Genomic DNA, 15505 nt, shown 5'->3' with positions numbered 1-15505 from the left:
GTTGGCGTGCACCGGACCACGGCCCCGCCCCCGGAGGTGAGCCCGGTCAGCGGTTCGACTCGCCGTCGCGGCGGTCAGCCACCCCGCGAAACTCCACGTCGGTGGGTGGAACATTGGATGGGGGCGGGGTTCTGGCCGTAACCTGAACGAGTGGTGGAACCCTCGGCTGGGACGTTGCCCCGACCGCCGCGACGGCGGCCGGGCCGGTTGCTCACGCGGGTGGCGCTGGTGGCCACGCTGCTCGTGGCCGGGCTGGTGCTCGTGCTCACCATCGGCGTGACCCGCAACCAGCAGCGCGAACCGGACACCGCGCCGCTGCCGGTGCCCGACCAGCGTCCCCAGCCGGGGGCGGCGGTGCCCCGCCCGGCGTTGCCCGCGCCACTGGACCGCCCCAACGCCTCCGACCAGGCCGAACTGGACGCCTGGGCGAAGAAGGTGGCCGAAGCGACCTCGGTGCCGCAGCGGGTGCTGGTCGGCTACGGCAAGGCCGAGATGTGGCTGCGCTCGCAGCAACCCGGTTGCCGCATCTCGTGGGTGACGCTGGCGGGCATCGGGCGCGTCGAGTCGCAGCACGCCGGGTTCGGCGGCGCCGACGTGGGCGCCGACGGCCGCGTCACCAAGCCGATCATCGGCATCCCGCTCGACGGTTCCCCCGGCGTGAAAGCCGTGCCCGACACCGACGACGGCAAGCTCGACGGCGACCAGCAGTGGGACCGCGCGGTCGGCCCGATGCAGTTCCTGCCCGCCACCTGGCAGCGCCACGCCGCCCGCGCGGCGGGGGACGGCGCCCAGCCCGACCCGCAGAACGTCGACGACGCCGCGCTCACCGCCGCTCGCTACCTGTGCTCGTCCGGCGGTGATCTGAGCAAACCGGACGGCTGGTGGAAGGCCGTGCTCACCTACAACGAGTCGGTCGAATACGGGCAGGACGTGTTCAGCGGCGCCGATGCCTACGCCGCCGCCAGCCCCGCGTCGTAGAATTCCGGCATGGGGCCCGCCGCACTCTTCGACGAACAAGCACCCGCCTACGACGCCAACGGTTTCCACGACCTCGTCGCCACCACGCTGGTCGAGGACCTGGCGGGCGAACCGGCCCGGACCGTGCTCGACGTGGCCACCGGCACCGGGGCCGCCGCGTTCGCCGCGCTGCGGCTGCTCGACCCCGGGCGCATCACCGCCGTCGACATCTCCGGCGGCATGATCGCCCGCGCCGAGCAGCGGGCCGCTGAACTCGACCCGGAGCGCCGGATCTCCTGGCGGGTGGCCCCGGCCGTGCCCGCTCCGGTGTCCGATGTGGACTTGGTGCTCTGTGCCTCCTCGCTGCACTTCCTCGGGTCGGCGGCGCTCGCGGACTGGCTGCGCGTGCTCCGGCCCGGCGGCCGGGTGGCGTTCACGCTGCCGTACGCCGGCACCTTCAACCCGTCCGGTCCGATCGCCGAGCACGTGGCCGCCGACCTCCCCATTCCGTCCGATGTGGACGAAGCGGCCGCGGTGGCGGCCGGCTTCGCCGACGTCCGGGTGCGGCGCTGGGTGGCGGGCGACCGCGTGGTCTTCCTGGTGCACGGCCGCCGGCCCTAACGGGACCGGCGCAACCGCAGCACGTTGTCGGTGTGCGTGCCGTCCGGCCGCGGGACCAGTTCCTCCACCTCCACCCGCCACTCCGGTCCGAGGTCGAGCGAGGCCAGCACCTCCGCGGTGGTCGGCAGCGGACCGGTCTTCGGGTGCTCGCCGGCGTGCCCGATGATCAGCAGCACGCCACCGGGGGCGACCGCCGCCTTGGCCGCCCGGTGCAGGATCCGGTTGCGATCGTCGCCGGAAGCCACCGGCGAGTGCAGGAACGACGCGCACACCAGGTCGAACTCGCCGTCCGGGAAGGACTCGGTGAGGTCGTGCCGCTGCCAGTCGATCCGCGAGGCGACCCCGACCGAGGCGGCGTGCGCCTCGCCCCGCTTCAACGCGGTGGCCGACACGTCGACCGCGGTGACCGCCCAGCCCGACGAGGCCAGCCAGATCGCGTCGGCGCCCTCACCGCAGCCGAGGTCCAGCGCGGTGCCCGGCGGCAGGTCCGTGACCTCGCGCACCAGCAGTGCGTTCGGCTTCCCCGACCACACCTCGCGCTCGCCGTAGAACTCCTCCCAGAACTCCGCCGCCCCGCTCATTCGCCCGCTCCGACCAGGTCGGCGTGGATGGCGATCGCGGCCCGCGCCCCGTCACCGGCGGAGGAGATCACCTGCGCCCGCAGGTCGACCACGTTGCCTGCCGCCCACACCCAGCTCACGCTGGTCCGCCCGTGCGGATCCACCCGCACCAGCCCGTCCTCGCCGTGCGCGCAGCCGAGGTTGACCAGGATCCGGTCCTTCGGCACGAACTTCGGGGCGACGAAAACCGCGTCCCGCTCGACCACCGTGCCGTCGGCCAGTGCCACGCCGCGCAGCCGGTGTTCCGCGGTGACCAGGCGGGCGATCGGCCCGCCGACCACCTTGACGCCCCTGGCGCTCAACCGGGCCAGCGCGTCGGCGTCCGGCGGGTTCTCGTGGCCGAAGAACACCACGTCGTCGCTCCACTCCCGCAGCAACTCGGCCTGGTGCACCGAGTTCGGCGAGGTGCCGAGCACCCCCAGCCGCTGGTCGCGCACCTCCCAGCCGTGGCAGTAGGGGCAGTGGTGCACGTCGGCGCCCCACAGCTCGCGCACGCCGGGCAGCTCGGGCAGTTCGTCGGCCAGGCCGGTCGCCACCAGCAGCCGCTTGGTGCCGAGCAGGCGCCCGTCGGCCAGTTCGACGGTCCGGTCGTGCCGCGCACCGCGCACCACCTGCTGGATCACCTCACCGCCGTAGCCCTCCACTTCGGACCGACCCACCGCGAGCAGTTCGCCCGGCGGCAGGCCGTCCCTGGAGAGGAAGCCGTGCACGCCGTCGGCGGGGGCGTTGCGCGGGTTGCCGCCGTCGACCACCGCCACCCGCCGTCGCGCCCGCGCCAGCACCTGGGCCGCGTTCAGTCCGGCCGGCCCGCCGCCGATGATGATCACGTCGTAGTCGCTCATGGCCCCGAGCATCCGGACCCCATGGCGATCTGGCAAAGAAGTTTGCCGATCTGGCAAACTGGGCGGGTGTCCGAGATCGAGCAGGTACTCAGCGGGGTCGGCCAGCGGCTCAGGGCCGTGCGGCGCGAGCGGCGGATGACGCTCGGCGCGCTCGCCGAGGTGACCGGGATCTCCCAGAGCACGTTGTCCCGGCTGGAGTCGGGGCAGCGCCGGGCCACGCTGGAGCTGCTGCTGCCGCTGGCCCGCGCGTACCAGGTGCCGCTCGACGACCTGGTCGGCGCGCCCGCGGTCGGGGATCCCCGGGTGCACATCGAGGCCAGGGAAGGCAACGGCATGACCTCGATGGCGTTGAGCAAGCGCCCGGGGCAGCCGCAGGCGTACAAGCTGATCGTGCGGCCGCGTGGCGAGGTGGACCTGAAGGTGCACGAGGGCTACGAGTGGATGTACGTGCTCGACGGCCGGTTGCGGCTGGTGCTCGGCGACCGCGACATGGTGCTCGGGCCGGGGGAGGCGGCCGAGTTCGACACGCGGGTGCCGCACTGGTTCGGCGCCGCCGACGACTACCCGGTGGAACTGCTCTCGCTGTTCGGCAAGCAGGGTGAGCGAGCCCACCTCCGAGCCAGGGCGAGCCGCCGTTAGGCGCTGTCCTCGCCGGTGTCGCGCAACGCGATCCTGGCGGTCAGCTCGGACACCCCGTCCTGGTAGTCCGGCACCGGGTGCATCGCGTTCGCCATGCGCATCTGCCCGAGCGCCTCGGCCAGCCTGCCCATCCGCTGCAGCGTGCGCCCGAGCACGAACCGGGCGTAGTGGTCGGCGGGGTCCAGCTCCAGCACCCTGGTCAGGGCGGCTTCGGCCCGGCGCAGCTGGGCGGAGAGGAAGTAGGCGCGCCCGGCGAGCAACTGCACGCTCGGCTTGTCCGGTTCGGCCTCCAGCACCGGCTGGAGCAGCTTCAGCGCTTCGAGCGGCCGCCGCGCGCTGACCAGGTCCTCCGCCTCGCGGAACGCCGCGAACCGGTCCTCTGCGGGGTCCTGTTCATGAGCAACCATGGTCCCTTCGACGGTACCCCCGCCGATCGGCCCGCGCGACGGCTGAGCCGGTGATCAACCCGGCGCGCCGGAGGGGGTGTGCCGACGTCCGGATTGTCCCGTGGTGGACTAACCCGCCATGAGCGAAGAGCACGAACGCCGGGCGCGTTACCTCGGACTGGCGCCGTACCTCTACTACACCGACGCCACCGAAGCACTGGACTGGCTGGTCAGGGTGTTCGGTTTCACCGAGAAGGTCCGGTACGTCGACGCGTCCGGGGTGGTCTTCCAGGCCACCCTGCAGGCCGGCGACACCGAGCTGCAGCTGGCCGGGGCCGGTTCCGACTACTGGGAGTCCAAGGGCGTGGACGGCCCGGTCGGCCAGCTCAACATCGTCTACGTCGACGACGTGGACGCGCAGTACACCAGGGTCTGCGCGGCGCTGGGCGAGGAAGCCGACCTGGCCCCGCCGCAGGACCAGCCCTACGGCGCGCGGGTGTTCACCGTGCCCGACGTCGGCGGCAACAGCTGGACGTTCTGGCAGCAGGTCTCCGACGAGGTGGAGCTGCCGGCGGGCTGGCAGGTCATCCGCAGCCGGTGACGTGAGCCTCCAACGGGTGACCCCCGCCAACGGCTACGCTGGGCGGCGTCGTGGCTGGGACAACCGGACGAGGAGCAAGGCGTGGCGGTAATCGAGCAGGTAGGCGCGCGCGAGATTCTGGATTCGCGCGGCAACCCGACGGTCGAGGTGGAGGTGGCCCTCGACGACGGCACGCTGGCGCGGGCCGCGGTCCCGTCGGGTGCGTCGACCGGTGAGTACGAAGCCGTCGAACTGCGTGACGGCGACACCGCCCGCTACGGCGGGAAGGGCGTCGAGCGCGCGGTCTCCGCGGTGCTCGACGAGATCGGTCCCGACCTGACCGGGGTGGACGCGGTCGACCAGCGCATCGTCGACCAGAAGCTGGTGGACCTGGACGGCACGCCGGACAAGTCCCGCCTCGGCGCGAACGCCATCCTCGGCGTGTCGCTGGCCGTGGCCAAGGCCGCCGCGGACTCGGCCGAACTGGAGCTGTTCCGCTACCTCGGCGGGCCGAACGCGCACGTGCTGCCGGTGCCGATGCTGAACATCCTCAACGGCGGCGCGCACGCCGACACCGACGTGGACATCCAGGAGTTCATGATCGCGCCGATCGGCGCGGAGTCCTTCCGCGAGGCGCTGCGCTGGGGCACCGAGGTCTACCACTCGCTCAAGTCGGTGCTCAAGGGCCGCGGCCTGGCCACCGGCCTCGGTGACGAGGGCGGCTTCGCGCCCAGCCTGAAGAACAACCGCGAGGCGCTCGACCTGATCATCACCGCGATCGAGAAGGCCGGGTACACCCCGGGCCGCGACGTCGCGCTGGCGCTGGACGTGGCCGCCACCGAGTTCTTCGGCGACGGCGCGTACACCTTCGAAGGCGCCAAGAAGAGCGCCGAGCAGCTGATCGGCTACTACACCGAACTGCTCGACGCGTACCCGCTGGTGTCCATCGAGGACCCGCTGGGCGAGGACGACTGGGACGGCTGGGTCCGGCTGACCGCCGAGCTGGGCGAGCGCGTGCAGCTGGTCGGCGACGACCTGTTCGTCACCAACCCCGACCGCCTCGAGGACGGCATCACCCGCCGCGCGGCGAACGCGCTGCTGGTGAAGGTCAACCAGATCGGCACGCTGTCCGAGACGCTGGACGCGGTGTCGCTGGCCACTTCCTACGGCTACAAGTCGATGATGAGCCACCGCTCCGGCGAGACCGAAGACACCTTCATCGCGGACCTGGCGGTCGCCACCGGCGTCGGCCAGATCAAGACCGGCGCGCCCGCCCGCGGTGAGCGCGTCGCGAAGTACAACCAGCTGCTCCGCATCGAGGAGACGCTGGCCGACGCGGCCCGCTACGCCGGTGACCTGGCGTTCCCGAGGTTCACCCCGGAGCCCTGATCGACCATGGCCGAGCGCGGCGGGAGAAGCCGGGAACGCACCGGTGGGCGGGCGAGGAACTCCTCCGCCCGCCGGCCGGAGCGCGTGCACCGGGAGGGCAGGCGGGCCCGGCTGCGGCGGGGCCTGAACGCGAAACGCGCTTCGGGTGCCGCCCGCGTGCTCGGCCTGTCGAACACCCGCCGCGCGGCGGTGGTGGCGATCGTGGTGTGCGCGCTCGCGTTCACCATCGCCGTGCCGCTGCGCACCTACCTCACCCAGCGCTCGGAGGTCTCCGAGCAACAGCAGCAGCGGGAGAAGCTGCGTGACGAGGTCGCCCAGCTCGAAGCCCGCAAGGCCGAGCTGGCCGACCCGGCGCAGGTGCAGGCGGAGGCGCGGCGGCGGCTGCGGTACGTGATGCCGGGGGAGACGCCGTACATGGTGCAGCTCCCGGAGGACCAGCAGTCGCCGAACCCCCCGCCCGCCGAGCAGCCACCGCCGCCGTCCGGGCCGTGGTACGAGCGCCTGTGGGACCAGGCGACCGGGTAGTTACGCTGACCGCCGTGAGCAGCACCGGAATCCCTCAGTTCGAACCCGTCACCGAGCAGGACCGGACGGTGATCGCGGAGCAGCTGGGCCGCCCGCCCCGTGCGCTGCGCGCGGTGGCCGCGCGCTGCCCGAGCGGGCACCCGTCGGTGGTGCAGACCAGCCCGAAACTGGAGAACGGCACCCCGTTCCCGACGCTGTACTACCTGACCTGCCCGCGGCTGTCCTCGATGGTCGGGCGGCTGGAAGCGTCCGGGCTGATGAAGGAAATGACCGATCGCCTGGCCACCGACGAGGAACTGGCCGCGGCCTACCTGCGGGCGCACCTTTCGTACCTGGCGCAGCGCGACGCGATCGAACCGCTGGGCCACGAGGTCACCGCGGGCGGCATGCCGGGCCGGGTCAAGTGCCTGCACGTCCACCTCGCGCACACGCTGGCCTGCGGGCCGGGGGTGAACCCGTTCGGCGACGAAACCCTGGCGCTGCTGCGGGCCGAGGGCTGGCCCTCCGGCGACTGCGCGACTGTCGAAAAAGGACAGTAACGGTCCGGCGGCCGCCGGAGATAAGCCAACCGGACAGCAAGCTCTCTTGGGGAAAGGCGTTCTCGGCGTGCGGTTGTTCGCGGTCTCCGGTGCGGTCGGGGAAACGTCAAGGGAATTCGGGCTGCGCTCCCGGACGGCGCTCGCGGTGCTCGGCGGCACGCTCGCCGTGGCGCCGACGTTCGCGCTGACCGGCGGTACCGAAGGCTGGATCAAGGTGGCCAACCAGCTGGTGCCGCCGCCGGGCGGCGGGGACCCGGGGTCCGCCGTGGTCAGCGTGGACGGCAGCCTGCCGCAGCCGCCCGATCCCGAGGCGCTGCGGGCCGACGTGCCACCGCCCGGCCCGCTCGGCATTCCCGGGTCCGCCCTGCGCGCGTACCAGAACGCGGCCAACATCCTCGGCTCCGAGCAGCCCGCCTGCCACATCGACTGGGCGTTGATCGCCAGCATCGGCCGCATCGAGTCGAACCACGCCCGCGGTGGCTTCCTCGACGAGAAGGGCAACACCCGCGAGCCGATCCTGGGGCCGGTGCTCGACGGCGTCGGCCCGGTGGCCGCGATCCGCGACACCGACGGCGGCCGCTACGACGGCGACACGGTGTGGGACCGCGCCGTCGGCCCCACCCAGTTCATCCCGTCGACCTGGGCGGGTTACGCCTCCGACGGCAACGCCGACGGGGAGGCGAACCCGAACAACATCTACGACGCCACCCTCGGCTCCGGCCGGTACCTGTGCTCCGGTGGCATGGACCTGGCGAACCCGGAGCAGCTGCGCACCGCGGTCTTCCGCTACAACAACTCCGACGACTACGTCACCACGGTGATCCGGTGGGCGGAGGCCTACCGCACCGGGGTGACCCCGCTGCCGGACAGCGAGCTGCCGGTGGGCGCGCCGAACCCGGTCACCACCCCCGCACCGGCGCCGGTCGAGCCGCCGCCCGCGCCGGTGGACCCCGGCACGCCGGATCCGTCCACCCCGCCGGGGCCGGGGGAGCCGGGGCCGTCGCTGCCGCCGTCGCAGAGCGAACCGGCGCCGACCTGCGAGTCGGCTCCGCCCAGCTCGCCGGTGCCCCCGTCTTCGCCGTCGTCGACCCCGCCGCCGTCGTCCTCGCTGCCGCCGTGCGAGCCGAGCACCCCGCCGTCTTCGGTCTCGGAGTCCGCGGCCCCGTGACCCGGCCGCGTTCTGTACGACGAAAGTGCTAGGCCGTTCGGCCGCTCTTTGTCGCGTTCCGATGAACGGATCCGCCGTGGTTGTGGAAATCTGACAGAGCCGCGGGCTTTTGCGTGTCGCCGGTGTTTTCGCCCACTTCACATCCGGCATGCTGAGCTACCAAGTGCGGTAACGGCGCGACGTGGAGGTCATCCGGGTGCGGGTGTGGCAGAGGCGCGGAACGAGCGCCGGAAAGACCAGGGACAGACGACGGACACGGGCGATGGCCTGGGGGGCACCGCTGCTGGCGTTGCCGCTCATGGTGCCCGGCAGCGGCATCGGCGGGTTCCACCTGCTCGGTGACGCCAGTCCCGGTCGCTATCTGGACGCGCAGGGTCAACCGGTGGACACGCAGGGCAATCCGGTCAGCGTGAACGGCAGCCTGCCCAACGGCGACTCCATCGGCGAGCAGCTGCTGGCGGACGCGGGCAACCCGGACGCGCTGAACGGCAACGCCGGTCTGCCGTCGGGTCCGCTGGGCATTCCCGGATCCGCCCTCAAGGCGTACACCAGGGCCGCCGACAACCTCGCCGCCAGCCAGCCGGGGTGCAACCTGCACTGGTCGCTGGTGGCCAGCATCGGCCGCATCGAGTCGAACCACGCGCGCGGCGGCAACGTCGACGCCGCCGGGTACACGCGCGGTGCGATCCTCGGCCCGGTGCTGAACGGGGCCGGTCCGGTCGCCGCGATCAGCGACACCGACAACGGCGTCTACGACGGCGACACGGTGTGGGACCGCGCCGTCGGCCCGATGCAGTTCATCCCGTCCACCTGGCGTGGTTACGCGGTGGACGGCAACGGTGACGGCGAGACGAACCCGAACAACATCTACGACGCCACCCTCGGCGCCGGGCGCTACCTGTGCTCGGGCGGGATGAACACCGCCGACCCGCAGCAGCGCGCCGCCGCGGTGTTCCGCTACAACCACTCCGACTCGTACGTGCGCACGGTGCTCGTCTGGGCCGAGGCGTACGCGAAGGGCGTGCACCCGACCACGGACCAGCACGGGCCGATCCTGGCCGCGCCGCAGGCCCCGTCGGGCGGGGGCGCGCCGGGTGAGGTGCCGGTGCCGACGGTGCCGCCCGCGAGCGGCGACCCGAGCACGCCGCCGTCGACCTCGAACCCGCCGAGTTCGTCGAACCCGCCGTCGTCGTCGGTGCCGAGCACCACGAAGCCGCCGAGCTCCTCGAACCCGCCGTCGTCGAACCCCCCGTCGTCGAACCCGCCGTCGAGCACCCCGCCGGAGACGACCACGCCGCCGGAGACCACCACCCCGCCGCCGGACTGCGTGACGCCCGAGCCGGGCACCACGCCGGAGCCGCCCGCCGAGGGTGAGCCGCCGCTGTGCGAGGACCCGTCCTCCGCGGAGCCGACCCCGTAACTCCGAAGGGTCAACAGCCCACCGGCCGCGAAGCCGGTGGGCTGTTCGTCGTTAGGGTGGCGGCATGCCTCGTGTTGCCGCGATCGACTGTGGGACCAACTCCATCCGCCTGCTCGTCGCCGAGCTGACCGAACGCCATGACGGCACGTTCGACCTGCGCGACCTGCACCGCGAAATGCGCATCGTCCGGCTCGGCCAGGGGGTGGACGCCACCGGCAGGCTCGCCCCGGAGGCGCTGGAGCGCACCCGCGCCGCGCTGGCCGACTACACCGTCGCCGCGCGCCGCAAGGGGGTGGAGAAGGTGCGCATGGTCGCCACCTCCGCCACCCGCGACGCGAGCAACCGCGACGAGTTCTTCGCGATGACGCGCGAGGTGCTGGGCACCGAGGCCGAGGTCATCACCGGCGACGAGGAAGCCCGGCTGTCCTTCACCGGCGCGGTGGGCGAGCAGGACCCCGACGACGGCCCGTTCCTGGTGGTCGACGTCGGCGGCGGCTCGACCGAGCTGGTGCTGGGCACCTGGGACGGCAAGCGCGCCGAGGTGCTCGCCGCGCGCTCGGTGGACATCGGCTGCGTGCGGATCACCGAGCGCACGCTGAAGTCGGACCCGCCGGCCGCCGACGAGGTCACCGCGGCGCACAAGCTGGCCACCGAGGTGCTCGGCGAGGCGTTCGAGGCGGTGGACGTGTCCCGGGCGAAAACCTGGATCGGCGTCGCCGGCACGGTCACCACGCTGTCCGCGGTGGCGCAGGAGCTGCCGCAGTACGACACCGAGCGCGTGCACCTGTCGAAGCTGTCCCGCGCCGACATCGACCGGCTGGCCGACGACCTGCTCGGCGTGGACCACGCCGCCCGCGCGGCGAACCCGGTGATCCACCCGGGCCGGGTGGACGTGATCGGCGGTGGCGCGGTGATCGTGCGGGCGCTGGCCGAGCAGTTCGCCGAACGCGGTGGTCCGGCGGAGCTGGTCGTCAGCGAGCACGACATCCTCGACGGCATCGCGCTCTCGCTGGTGTGACGAGTGCGGTGGGGCGTCTGCGGCATTCAGTCGACTCACGTTGCTCCGCTCGTGTGGCGCTGACGGAGTAATGTCGATCATCGTGATTCTTTCGCAATGATTTGCGTCTGTGGTCTGGCTCACCCGCCGGGCTAGCCTGCCGGGTCATGAAGGCGCGAATGCGGACGACGGTGGTCTTGGCGGCGGCGACCCTGCTGCTGAGTTCGTGTGGTGGGGGCGGCGAGGACACCCCCGGTACCGGGGACACCGGGGGCGCCGTGTCGGTGTTCAACACCGAGCCGGAGAACCCGCTGGTGCCGGGCAACACCACCGAATTCGGCGGGAGCCAGGTGATGGACGCGATGTTCACCGGACTGCTCGACTACGACCAGCAGACCACCGAGGTGAAGAACGCGGTCGCCGACTCGATCACCGACGTGGCGTCGAAGGTCTACACGGTCAAGCTGAAGCAGGGCTGGAAGTTCCACGACGGCACCGACGTCAAGGCGAAGAACTTCGTCGACGCCTGGAACTGGACCGCCTACGGCCCCAACGCCACCCAGGGCGCGCCGTTCTTCTCCGACATCCAGGGCTACGACGAGGTCAACCCCGCCGACCCGGACGGCAAGAGCGGCCCGCAGCCCGCGCCGCAGCCGACCGCCGACAAGATGTCCGGCCTGCGCGTGCTCGACGACCACACCTTCGAGGTGACGCTGAAGAACTCGTCGCCGGTGTTCAAGATCAAGCTCGGCTACGAGGTGTTCTCGCCGCTGCCCGACTCGTTCTTCGCGGACAAGGCCGCCTTCGAGGCCAAGCCGATCGGCAACGGCCCGTTCAAGTTCGTCTCCCGCCAGATCGGCACCGACGTCCGGCTGACCCGCTTCGACGAGTACACCGGCATGGACAAGCCGAAGTTCAAGGACCTCGTCTTCCGCGTGTACCAGAGCCGCGAGGCCGCCTACCCGGACCTGGTCGGCAACCAGCTCGACTTCATCGAGGAGCTGCCGCCGAACGCGCTGGCCGGGCAGCAGCACAAGATCGACCTCGGCGACCGCGTGGTGGAACGCGACTCGCTGATCAACCAGACGCTGGCCTTCCCGCTGTACGAGGAGAAGTACCAGAACCCCGACCTGCGCAAGGCGATCTCGATGGCGATCAACCGCGAGGAGATCACCACCCGCATCTACGAGGACAGCCGCCAGCCCGCCGACGGCCTGGTGCACCCGCTGCTCAAGGGCTACCAGAAGAACCAGTGCGGGGAGCTGTGCACCTACAACCCGGAGAAGGCGCGGGAGCACCTGGCGCGGTCCGGGTTCACCGGCACGCTGAAGATCATCAGCAACGCCGACGGCGGGCACAGCGAATGGGCCACCGCGGCGGCGAACAGCATCAAGAACACGCTCGGCATCGAGTGCGTCTTCGAACCGGCCACCAGCCTCGGCGAGTTCCGGGAGAAGATCAACGCCCGCGGCATGAGCGACATGTACCGGGCCGGCTGGGTCGCCGACTACCCGTCGATCGAGAACTTCCTCAACCCGATCTACCGGACCGGTGCCTCCTCGAACGACGGTGAGTACTCGAACCCCGAGGTGGACGCCAAGCTGGCCGCCGCGGACACCGCGCCGACGGAGGAGGAGAGCATCAAGCTCTACCTCGAAGCCGAGAAGATGATCCTGAACGACCTGCCGTTCGTGCCGCTGTGGACGCAGAACACCATCGGCGGCAAGTCCGACCGGCTGTCCTCGGCGAAGCTGAGCGCCTTCCGGAAGCTGGACCTGACCAGCGTCGAAGTGGCCTGACTTGGGCCGGTACGTGCTGCGCAGGCTGCTGCAGATGGTGCCGGTGTTCCTCGGCACCACCTTCGGCATCTACCTGCTGGTGTGGGCGCTGCCCGGGGACCCGTTCGCCGGCAAGTGCGGCGACCGGGACTGCCCGGAGGCGTTCGTCGCGGCGATGACCGAGAAGTACAACCTGGACGACCCGATCCACGTGCAGTACGGCAAGTACCTGTGGAACCTGGTGCAGGGCGACTTCGGCCTGACCTTCTCCGGCGCGCCGGTGAACGAGCTGATCGCGAACTCCTATCCGGTGACGGTGCGGCTGGCCGTGGTGGCGCTGGTGGTCGAGGCGCTGATCGGGGTCACCGCCGGCGTGGTCACCGGCCTGCGGCGGCGGGGTTTCCTGGACAGCCTGGTGCTGGTCTCCACGCTGTTCCTGATCTCCATCCCGGTTTTTGTCACCGGGTACGTGCTGCAGCTGCTGCTCGGGCTGGAGTGGGGGATCATCAACCCCACGGTCTCGTCGAAGGCCGGGTTCGGTGAGCTGATCGTGCCCGGGTTCGTGCTGGCGAGCCTGTCGATGGCGTACGTGGCCCGGCTGACCAGGGCGAGCATCGCCGAGACCCGGCGCGCGGACTACGTGCGCACCGCGGTGGCGAAGGGGTTGCCGCAGTCGCGGGTGGTCGGCGTGCACATGCTGCGCAACGCGGCGCTGCCGGTGATCACCTTCCTCGGCACCGATCTCGGCGCGTTCATGGGCGGCGCGATCGTCACCGAGGGCATCTTCAACATCCCCGGCATCGGCGGATTGATCTTCCGGTCCATCCAGGCGAAGGAGGGTGCCACGGTGACCGGACTGGTGGTGCTGCTGGTGCTGGTCTACCTGGTGATGAACCTGCTGGTGGACCTGCTCTACGGCGTGCTCGACCCGAGGATCCGCTATGACTGACCCGGCAACCGCGGCCACCGGGGTCTCCGCGCGCCCCCGCGGCCTGTTCGGCGACGCGTGGCGCGAGCTGCGGCGGCGGCCGATGTTCTGGATCTCGTCGTCGATCATCCTGCTGGTCGTGGTGATGGCGTTGTTCCCGACGCTGTTCACCTCGGCCGACCCGAACCTCGGTGGCCTCGGGCGGCAACGGCAGGCCCCGTCGGCCGAAGCCTGGTTCGGTTACGACAACCAGGGTTACGACATCTACGCGCGGGTCATCCACGGTGCGCGGGCGTCCATTGTGGTCGGTGTGCTGGCGACGCTGGGCGTGGTGCTGCTCGGCGGGGTCTTCGGCATCCTGGCCGGGTACCACGGCGGCTGGCTGGACGCGGTCGTCTCGCGGGTCGCGGACGTGTTCTTCGGCCTGCCGTTCGTGCTCGGCGCCATCGTCATCCTGACCACGCTGAACTCCGCCGGGGACGCCGGTGCGGTGCGGATCGTGGTGCAGGTGGTGCTGTCCATCGCGTTGCTGTCGTGGCCGGTTTCGCTGCGGATCATGCGGTCGGCGGCGATCACCGCGAAGCAGCAGGACTACGTCAAGGCGGCGCGGGCGCTGGGGGCGAGCGGGACGCGGATCATCTTCCGGCACCTGCTGCCGAACTGCCTGGCGCCGGTGCTGGTCTACGCCACCATCGCGCTCGGCGCGTTCATCGGCGTGGAGGCGACGCTGTCCTACCTGGGCATCGGGCTGCGGCCGCCGGTGGTCTCGTGGGGCGTGATGATCAACGACGCGCGGACGTACGTGCGGGCGGCGCCGCACCTGCTGTTGTTCCCGGCCGGCTTCCTGGTGACCACCGTGCTGGCCTTCGTCATGCTCGGCGACGCGGTGCGCGAAGCCCTCGACCCGCGGACGCGGTGAGCTGAGTTGAACACTGTGGACAGACTGCTGGAGATCGACGACCTGCGCGTGGAGTTCCGCACGCCCGACGGGGTGGCCAGCGTGCTGAACGGGGTCAGCTACCACGTCGACGCGGGGGAGACGCTGGCCGTGCTGGGGGAGTCGGGGTCCGGGAAGAGCGTGACGGCGCAGGCGGTGCTGGGCATCCTCGACGTGCCGCCGGCGGTGGTCACCGGTGGCTCGGTGCGGTTCCGCGGTGAGGACCTGCTCGCCGCCGGGCCGCGGCGGCAGCGGGAGGTCCGCGGCAGCGGCATCGCGATGATCTTCCAGGACGCGCTTTCGGCGTTGAACCCGGTGTTCACCATCGGTTTCCAGATCGAGGAACAACTGCGGCTGCGCAAGGGCCTGAGCCGGCGGGCGGCGCGGGCGCGGGCGGTGGAGCTGCTGGACCTGGTGCACATCCCGAACGCCGCCGCGCGGGTGCGGGAGTACCCGCACCAGTTCTCGGGCGGGATGCGCCAGCGGGCGATGATCGCCATGGCGCTGGCGCTGGACCCGGACCTGCTGATCGCCGACGAGCCGACGACCGCGCTGGACGTGACCGTGCAGGCGCAGATCATGGACCTGCTGGCGGAGATCCAGGCGGAACGGCGGATGGGCCTGGTGCTGATCACGCACGATCTGGGGGTGGTCGCCGAAGTGGCCGATCGGATTGCCGTCATGTACGCCGGGAGGATTGTTGAACAATCCGACGTGCATACTTTGTTCAAATCCCCCGCGCACCCGTACACCGCGGCCCTGATGAACTCCCAGCCCCGGCTGGACCTGAAGGGGCAGAGCCTGGAGACGATCAGCGGCCTGCCGCCGAGCCTGCTGGCCATCCCGCCGGGCTGCCCCTTCCACCCACGCTGCAAACGCGCCGAGCACCTGTGCTCCACCGACCGCCCACCCCTGCTCGAACCGGCGCCGGGGCGGTACAGCGCCTGCCACTTCGCCCCAGCGGTGATGCGCGGTGAGTGACCGATCGGCCCTCCGTCCAGGCGGCCCGCTTGCCCCGAGTTCGCCCGCTCTCGGTGGGCTCGGCCGGGTGGCTTGCCGCTTGCCCTCGCCCCTGGCGGGGCCGAATGGTTCGCTCGTCTTCCCCGGCCCCGCACCCCTCGGATCGACCGGTTCCCCGCCTTCCCAAGCCACGCAACAAGCGCCACCACCCCCGGCCAC

Annotated in this window: 17 protein-coding genes; 14 read left to right on the top strand and 3 right to left on the bottom strand. The window is 71.5% G+C overall.

Annotation, left to right across the window (positions count from 1 at the left end; all coding sequences use genetic code 11):
• Nucleotides 1-228 precede the first annotated feature (228 nt).
• Nucleotides 229-978, top strand: coding sequence for a lysozyme family protein (locus AC07EG_RS34630; protein ID WP_478257472.1), 750 nt, complete (start codon nucleotides 229-231; stop codon nucleotides 976-978).
• Nucleotides 979-987: 9 nt separating this feature from the next.
• Nucleotides 988-1578 (top strand): class I SAM-dependent methyltransferase, encoded by a 591-nt coding sequence (locus AC07EG_RS34625; RefSeq protein ID WP_478257471.1) that lies wholly within the window; start codon nucleotides 988-990, stop codon nucleotides 1576-1578.
• Here the strand turns inward: AC07EG_RS34625 and AC07EG_RS34620 are convergent.
• Nucleotides 1575-2159 carry a class I SAM-dependent methyltransferase gene (locus tag AC07EG_RS34620; protein ID WP_478257470.1) on the bottom strand — a complete coding sequence of 195 codons (585 nt, stop codon included), beginning with the start codon at nucleotides 2157-2159 and terminating at the stop codon, nucleotides 1575-1577. The two genes, AC07EG_RS34625 and AC07EG_RS34620, sit on opposite strands and share 4 nt — an antisense overlap.
• A complete protein-coding gene (locus AC07EG_RS34615; RefSeq protein WP_478257469.1) occupies nucleotides 2156-3040 on the bottom strand; it encodes an NAD(P)/FAD-dependent oxidoreductase in 885 nt (294 codons plus the stop codon). The genes AC07EG_RS34620 and AC07EG_RS34615 overlap by 4 nt, the downstream gene beginning before the upstream one ends.
• A 66-nt stretch (nucleotides 3041-3106) precedes the next feature.
• Here AC07EG_RS34615 and AC07EG_RS34610 point away from each other — a divergent pair, with 66 nt between their 5' ends.
• The gene (locus AC07EG_RS34610; RefSeq protein ID WP_478257468.1) at nucleotides 3107-3679 is read left to right on the top strand and encodes a helix-turn-helix domain-containing protein; all 573 of its coding nucleotides are present in this window, start codon (nucleotides 3107-3109) and stop codon (nucleotides 3677-3679) included.
• On the opposite strand, the gene AC07EG_RS34605 is transcribed toward AC07EG_RS34610, so the two are convergent.
• Complete coding sequence (locus AC07EG_RS34605; protein WP_478257467.1) at nucleotides 3676-4086, bottom strand: tetratricopeptide repeat protein; 411 nt, start codon at nucleotides 4084-4086, stop codon at nucleotides 3676-3678. The two genes, AC07EG_RS34610 and AC07EG_RS34605, sit on opposite strands and share 4 nt — an antisense overlap.
• Nucleotides 4087-4204: 118 nt before the next feature.
• Here AC07EG_RS34605 and AC07EG_RS34600 point away from each other — a divergent pair, with 118 nt between their 5' ends.
• The 11 genes from AC07EG_RS34600 to AC07EG_RS34550 all read left to right on the top strand — a co-directional run bounded on the left by AC07EG_RS34600 (nucleotide 4205) and on the right by AC07EG_RS34550 (nucleotide 15307).
• Nucleotides 4205-4666 (top strand): VOC family protein, encoded by a 462-nt coding sequence (locus AC07EG_RS34600; protein ID WP_478257466.1) that lies wholly within the window; start codon nucleotides 4205-4207, stop codon nucleotides 4664-4666.
• An 81-nt stretch (nucleotides 4667-4747) separates the two neighbouring features.
• Nucleotides 4748-6034, top strand: a complete 1287-nt coding sequence (gene eno / locus AC07EG_RS34595) for a phosphopyruvate hydratase (RefSeq protein WP_478257465.1) — start codon at nucleotides 4748-4750, stop codon at nucleotides 6032-6034.
• Nucleotides 6035-6040: 6 nt separating this feature from the next.
• Nucleotides 6041-6559 (top strand): FtsB family cell division protein, encoded by a 519-nt coding sequence (locus AC07EG_RS34590; protein ID WP_478257464.1) that lies wholly within the window; start codon nucleotides 6041-6043, stop codon nucleotides 6557-6559.
• 14 nt (nucleotides 6560-6573) lie between these two features.
• A complete protein-coding gene (locus AC07EG_RS34585) occupies nucleotides 6574-7098 on the top strand; it encodes a DUF501 domain-containing protein (protein ID WP_478257463.1) in 525 nt (174 codons plus the stop codon).
• A 67-nt stretch (nucleotides 7099-7165) separates the two neighbouring features.
• Nucleotides 7166-8266, top strand: a complete 1101-nt coding sequence (locus tag AC07EG_RS34580) for a lytic transglycosylase domain-containing protein (RefSeq protein ID WP_478257491.1) — start codon at nucleotides 7166-7168, stop codon at nucleotides 8264-8266.
• Between the two features lie 262 nt (nucleotides 8267-8528).
• Complete coding sequence (locus tag AC07EG_RS34575) at nucleotides 8529-9686, top strand: lytic transglycosylase domain-containing protein (protein ID WP_478257462.1); 1158 nt, start codon at nucleotides 8529-8531, stop codon at nucleotides 9684-9686.
• Between the two features lie 64 nt (nucleotides 9687-9750).
• Nucleotides 9751-10704, top strand: coding sequence for a Ppx/GppA phosphatase family protein (locus AC07EG_RS34570; RefSeq protein ID WP_478257461.1), 954 nt, complete (start codon nucleotides 9751-9753; stop codon nucleotides 10702-10704).
• A 146-nt stretch (nucleotides 10705-10850) separates the two neighbouring features.
• Nucleotides 10851-12482: a peptide ABC transporter substrate-binding protein gene (locus tag AC07EG_RS34565; RefSeq protein WP_478257460.1), complete on the top strand. Its 1632-nt coding sequence runs from the start codon at nucleotides 10851-10853 to the stop codon at nucleotides 12480-12482.
• A 1-nt stretch (nucleotide 12483) separates the two neighbouring features.
• Nucleotides 12484-13410: an ABC transporter permease gene (locus AC07EG_RS34560; RefSeq protein WP_478257459.1), complete on the top strand. Its 927-nt coding sequence runs from the start codon at nucleotides 12484-12486 to the stop codon at nucleotides 13408-13410.
• A complete protein-coding gene (locus AC07EG_RS34555) occupies nucleotides 13403-14308 on the top strand; it encodes an ABC transporter permease (RefSeq protein ID WP_478257458.1) in 906 nt (301 codons plus the stop codon). The genes AC07EG_RS34560 and AC07EG_RS34555 overlap by 8 nt, the downstream gene beginning before the upstream one ends.
• Nucleotides 14309-14323: 15 nt before the next feature.
• On the top strand, nucleotides 14324-15307 hold the full coding sequence (locus tag AC07EG_RS34550; protein ID WP_478257457.1) for an ABC transporter ATP-binding protein: 984 nt from the start codon (nucleotides 14324-14326) through the stop codon (nucleotides 15305-15307).
• The last annotated feature ends 198 nt before the right edge of the window (nucleotides 15308-15505 follow it).

This window comes from Amycolatopsis sp. NPDC045836 (assembly GCF_056431745.1).
This window is presented reverse-complemented; position numbering and strand designations above follow the sequence as displayed.

Coding starts and splice junctions, on each gene's coding strand:
- AC07EG_RS34625 (WP_478257471.1), top strand. CDS start 988: ATGGGGCCCGCCGCACTCTTCGACGAACAAGCACCCGCCTACGACGCC.
- AC07EG_RS34620 (WP_478257470.1), bottom strand. CDS start 2,159: ATGAGCGGGGCGGCGGAGTTCTGGGAGGAGTTCTACGGCGAGCGCGAG.
- AC07EG_RS34615 (WP_478257469.1), bottom strand. CDS start 3,040: ATGAGCGACTACGACGTGATCATCATCGGCGGCGGGCCGGCCGGACTG.
- AC07EG_RS34605 (WP_478257467.1), bottom strand. CDS start 4,086: ATGGTTGCTCATGAACAGGACCCCGCAGAGGACCGGTTCGCGGCGTTC.
- AC07EG_RS34600 (WP_478257466.1), top strand. CDS start 4,205: ATGAGCGAAGAGCACGAACGCCGGGCGCGTTACCTCGGACTGGCGCCG.
- AC07EG_RS34590 (WP_478257464.1), top strand. CDS start 6,041: ATGGCCGAGCGCGGCGGGAGAAGCCGGGAACGCACCGGTGGGCGGGCG.
- AC07EG_RS34575 (WP_478257462.1), top strand. CDS start 8,529: ATGGCCTGGGGGGCACCGCTGCTGGCGTTGCCGCTCATGGTGCCCGGC.
- AC07EG_RS34570 (WP_478257461.1), top strand. CDS start 9,751: ATGCCTCGTGTTGCCGCGATCGACTGTGGGACCAACTCCATCCGCCTG.
- AC07EG_RS34565 (WP_478257460.1), top strand. CDS start 10,851: ATGAAGGCGCGAATGCGGACGACGGTGGTCTTGGCGGCGGCGACCCTG.
- AC07EG_RS34555 (WP_478257458.1), top strand. CDS start 13,403: ATGACTGACCCGGCAACCGCGGCCACCGGGGTCTCCGCGCGCCCCCGC.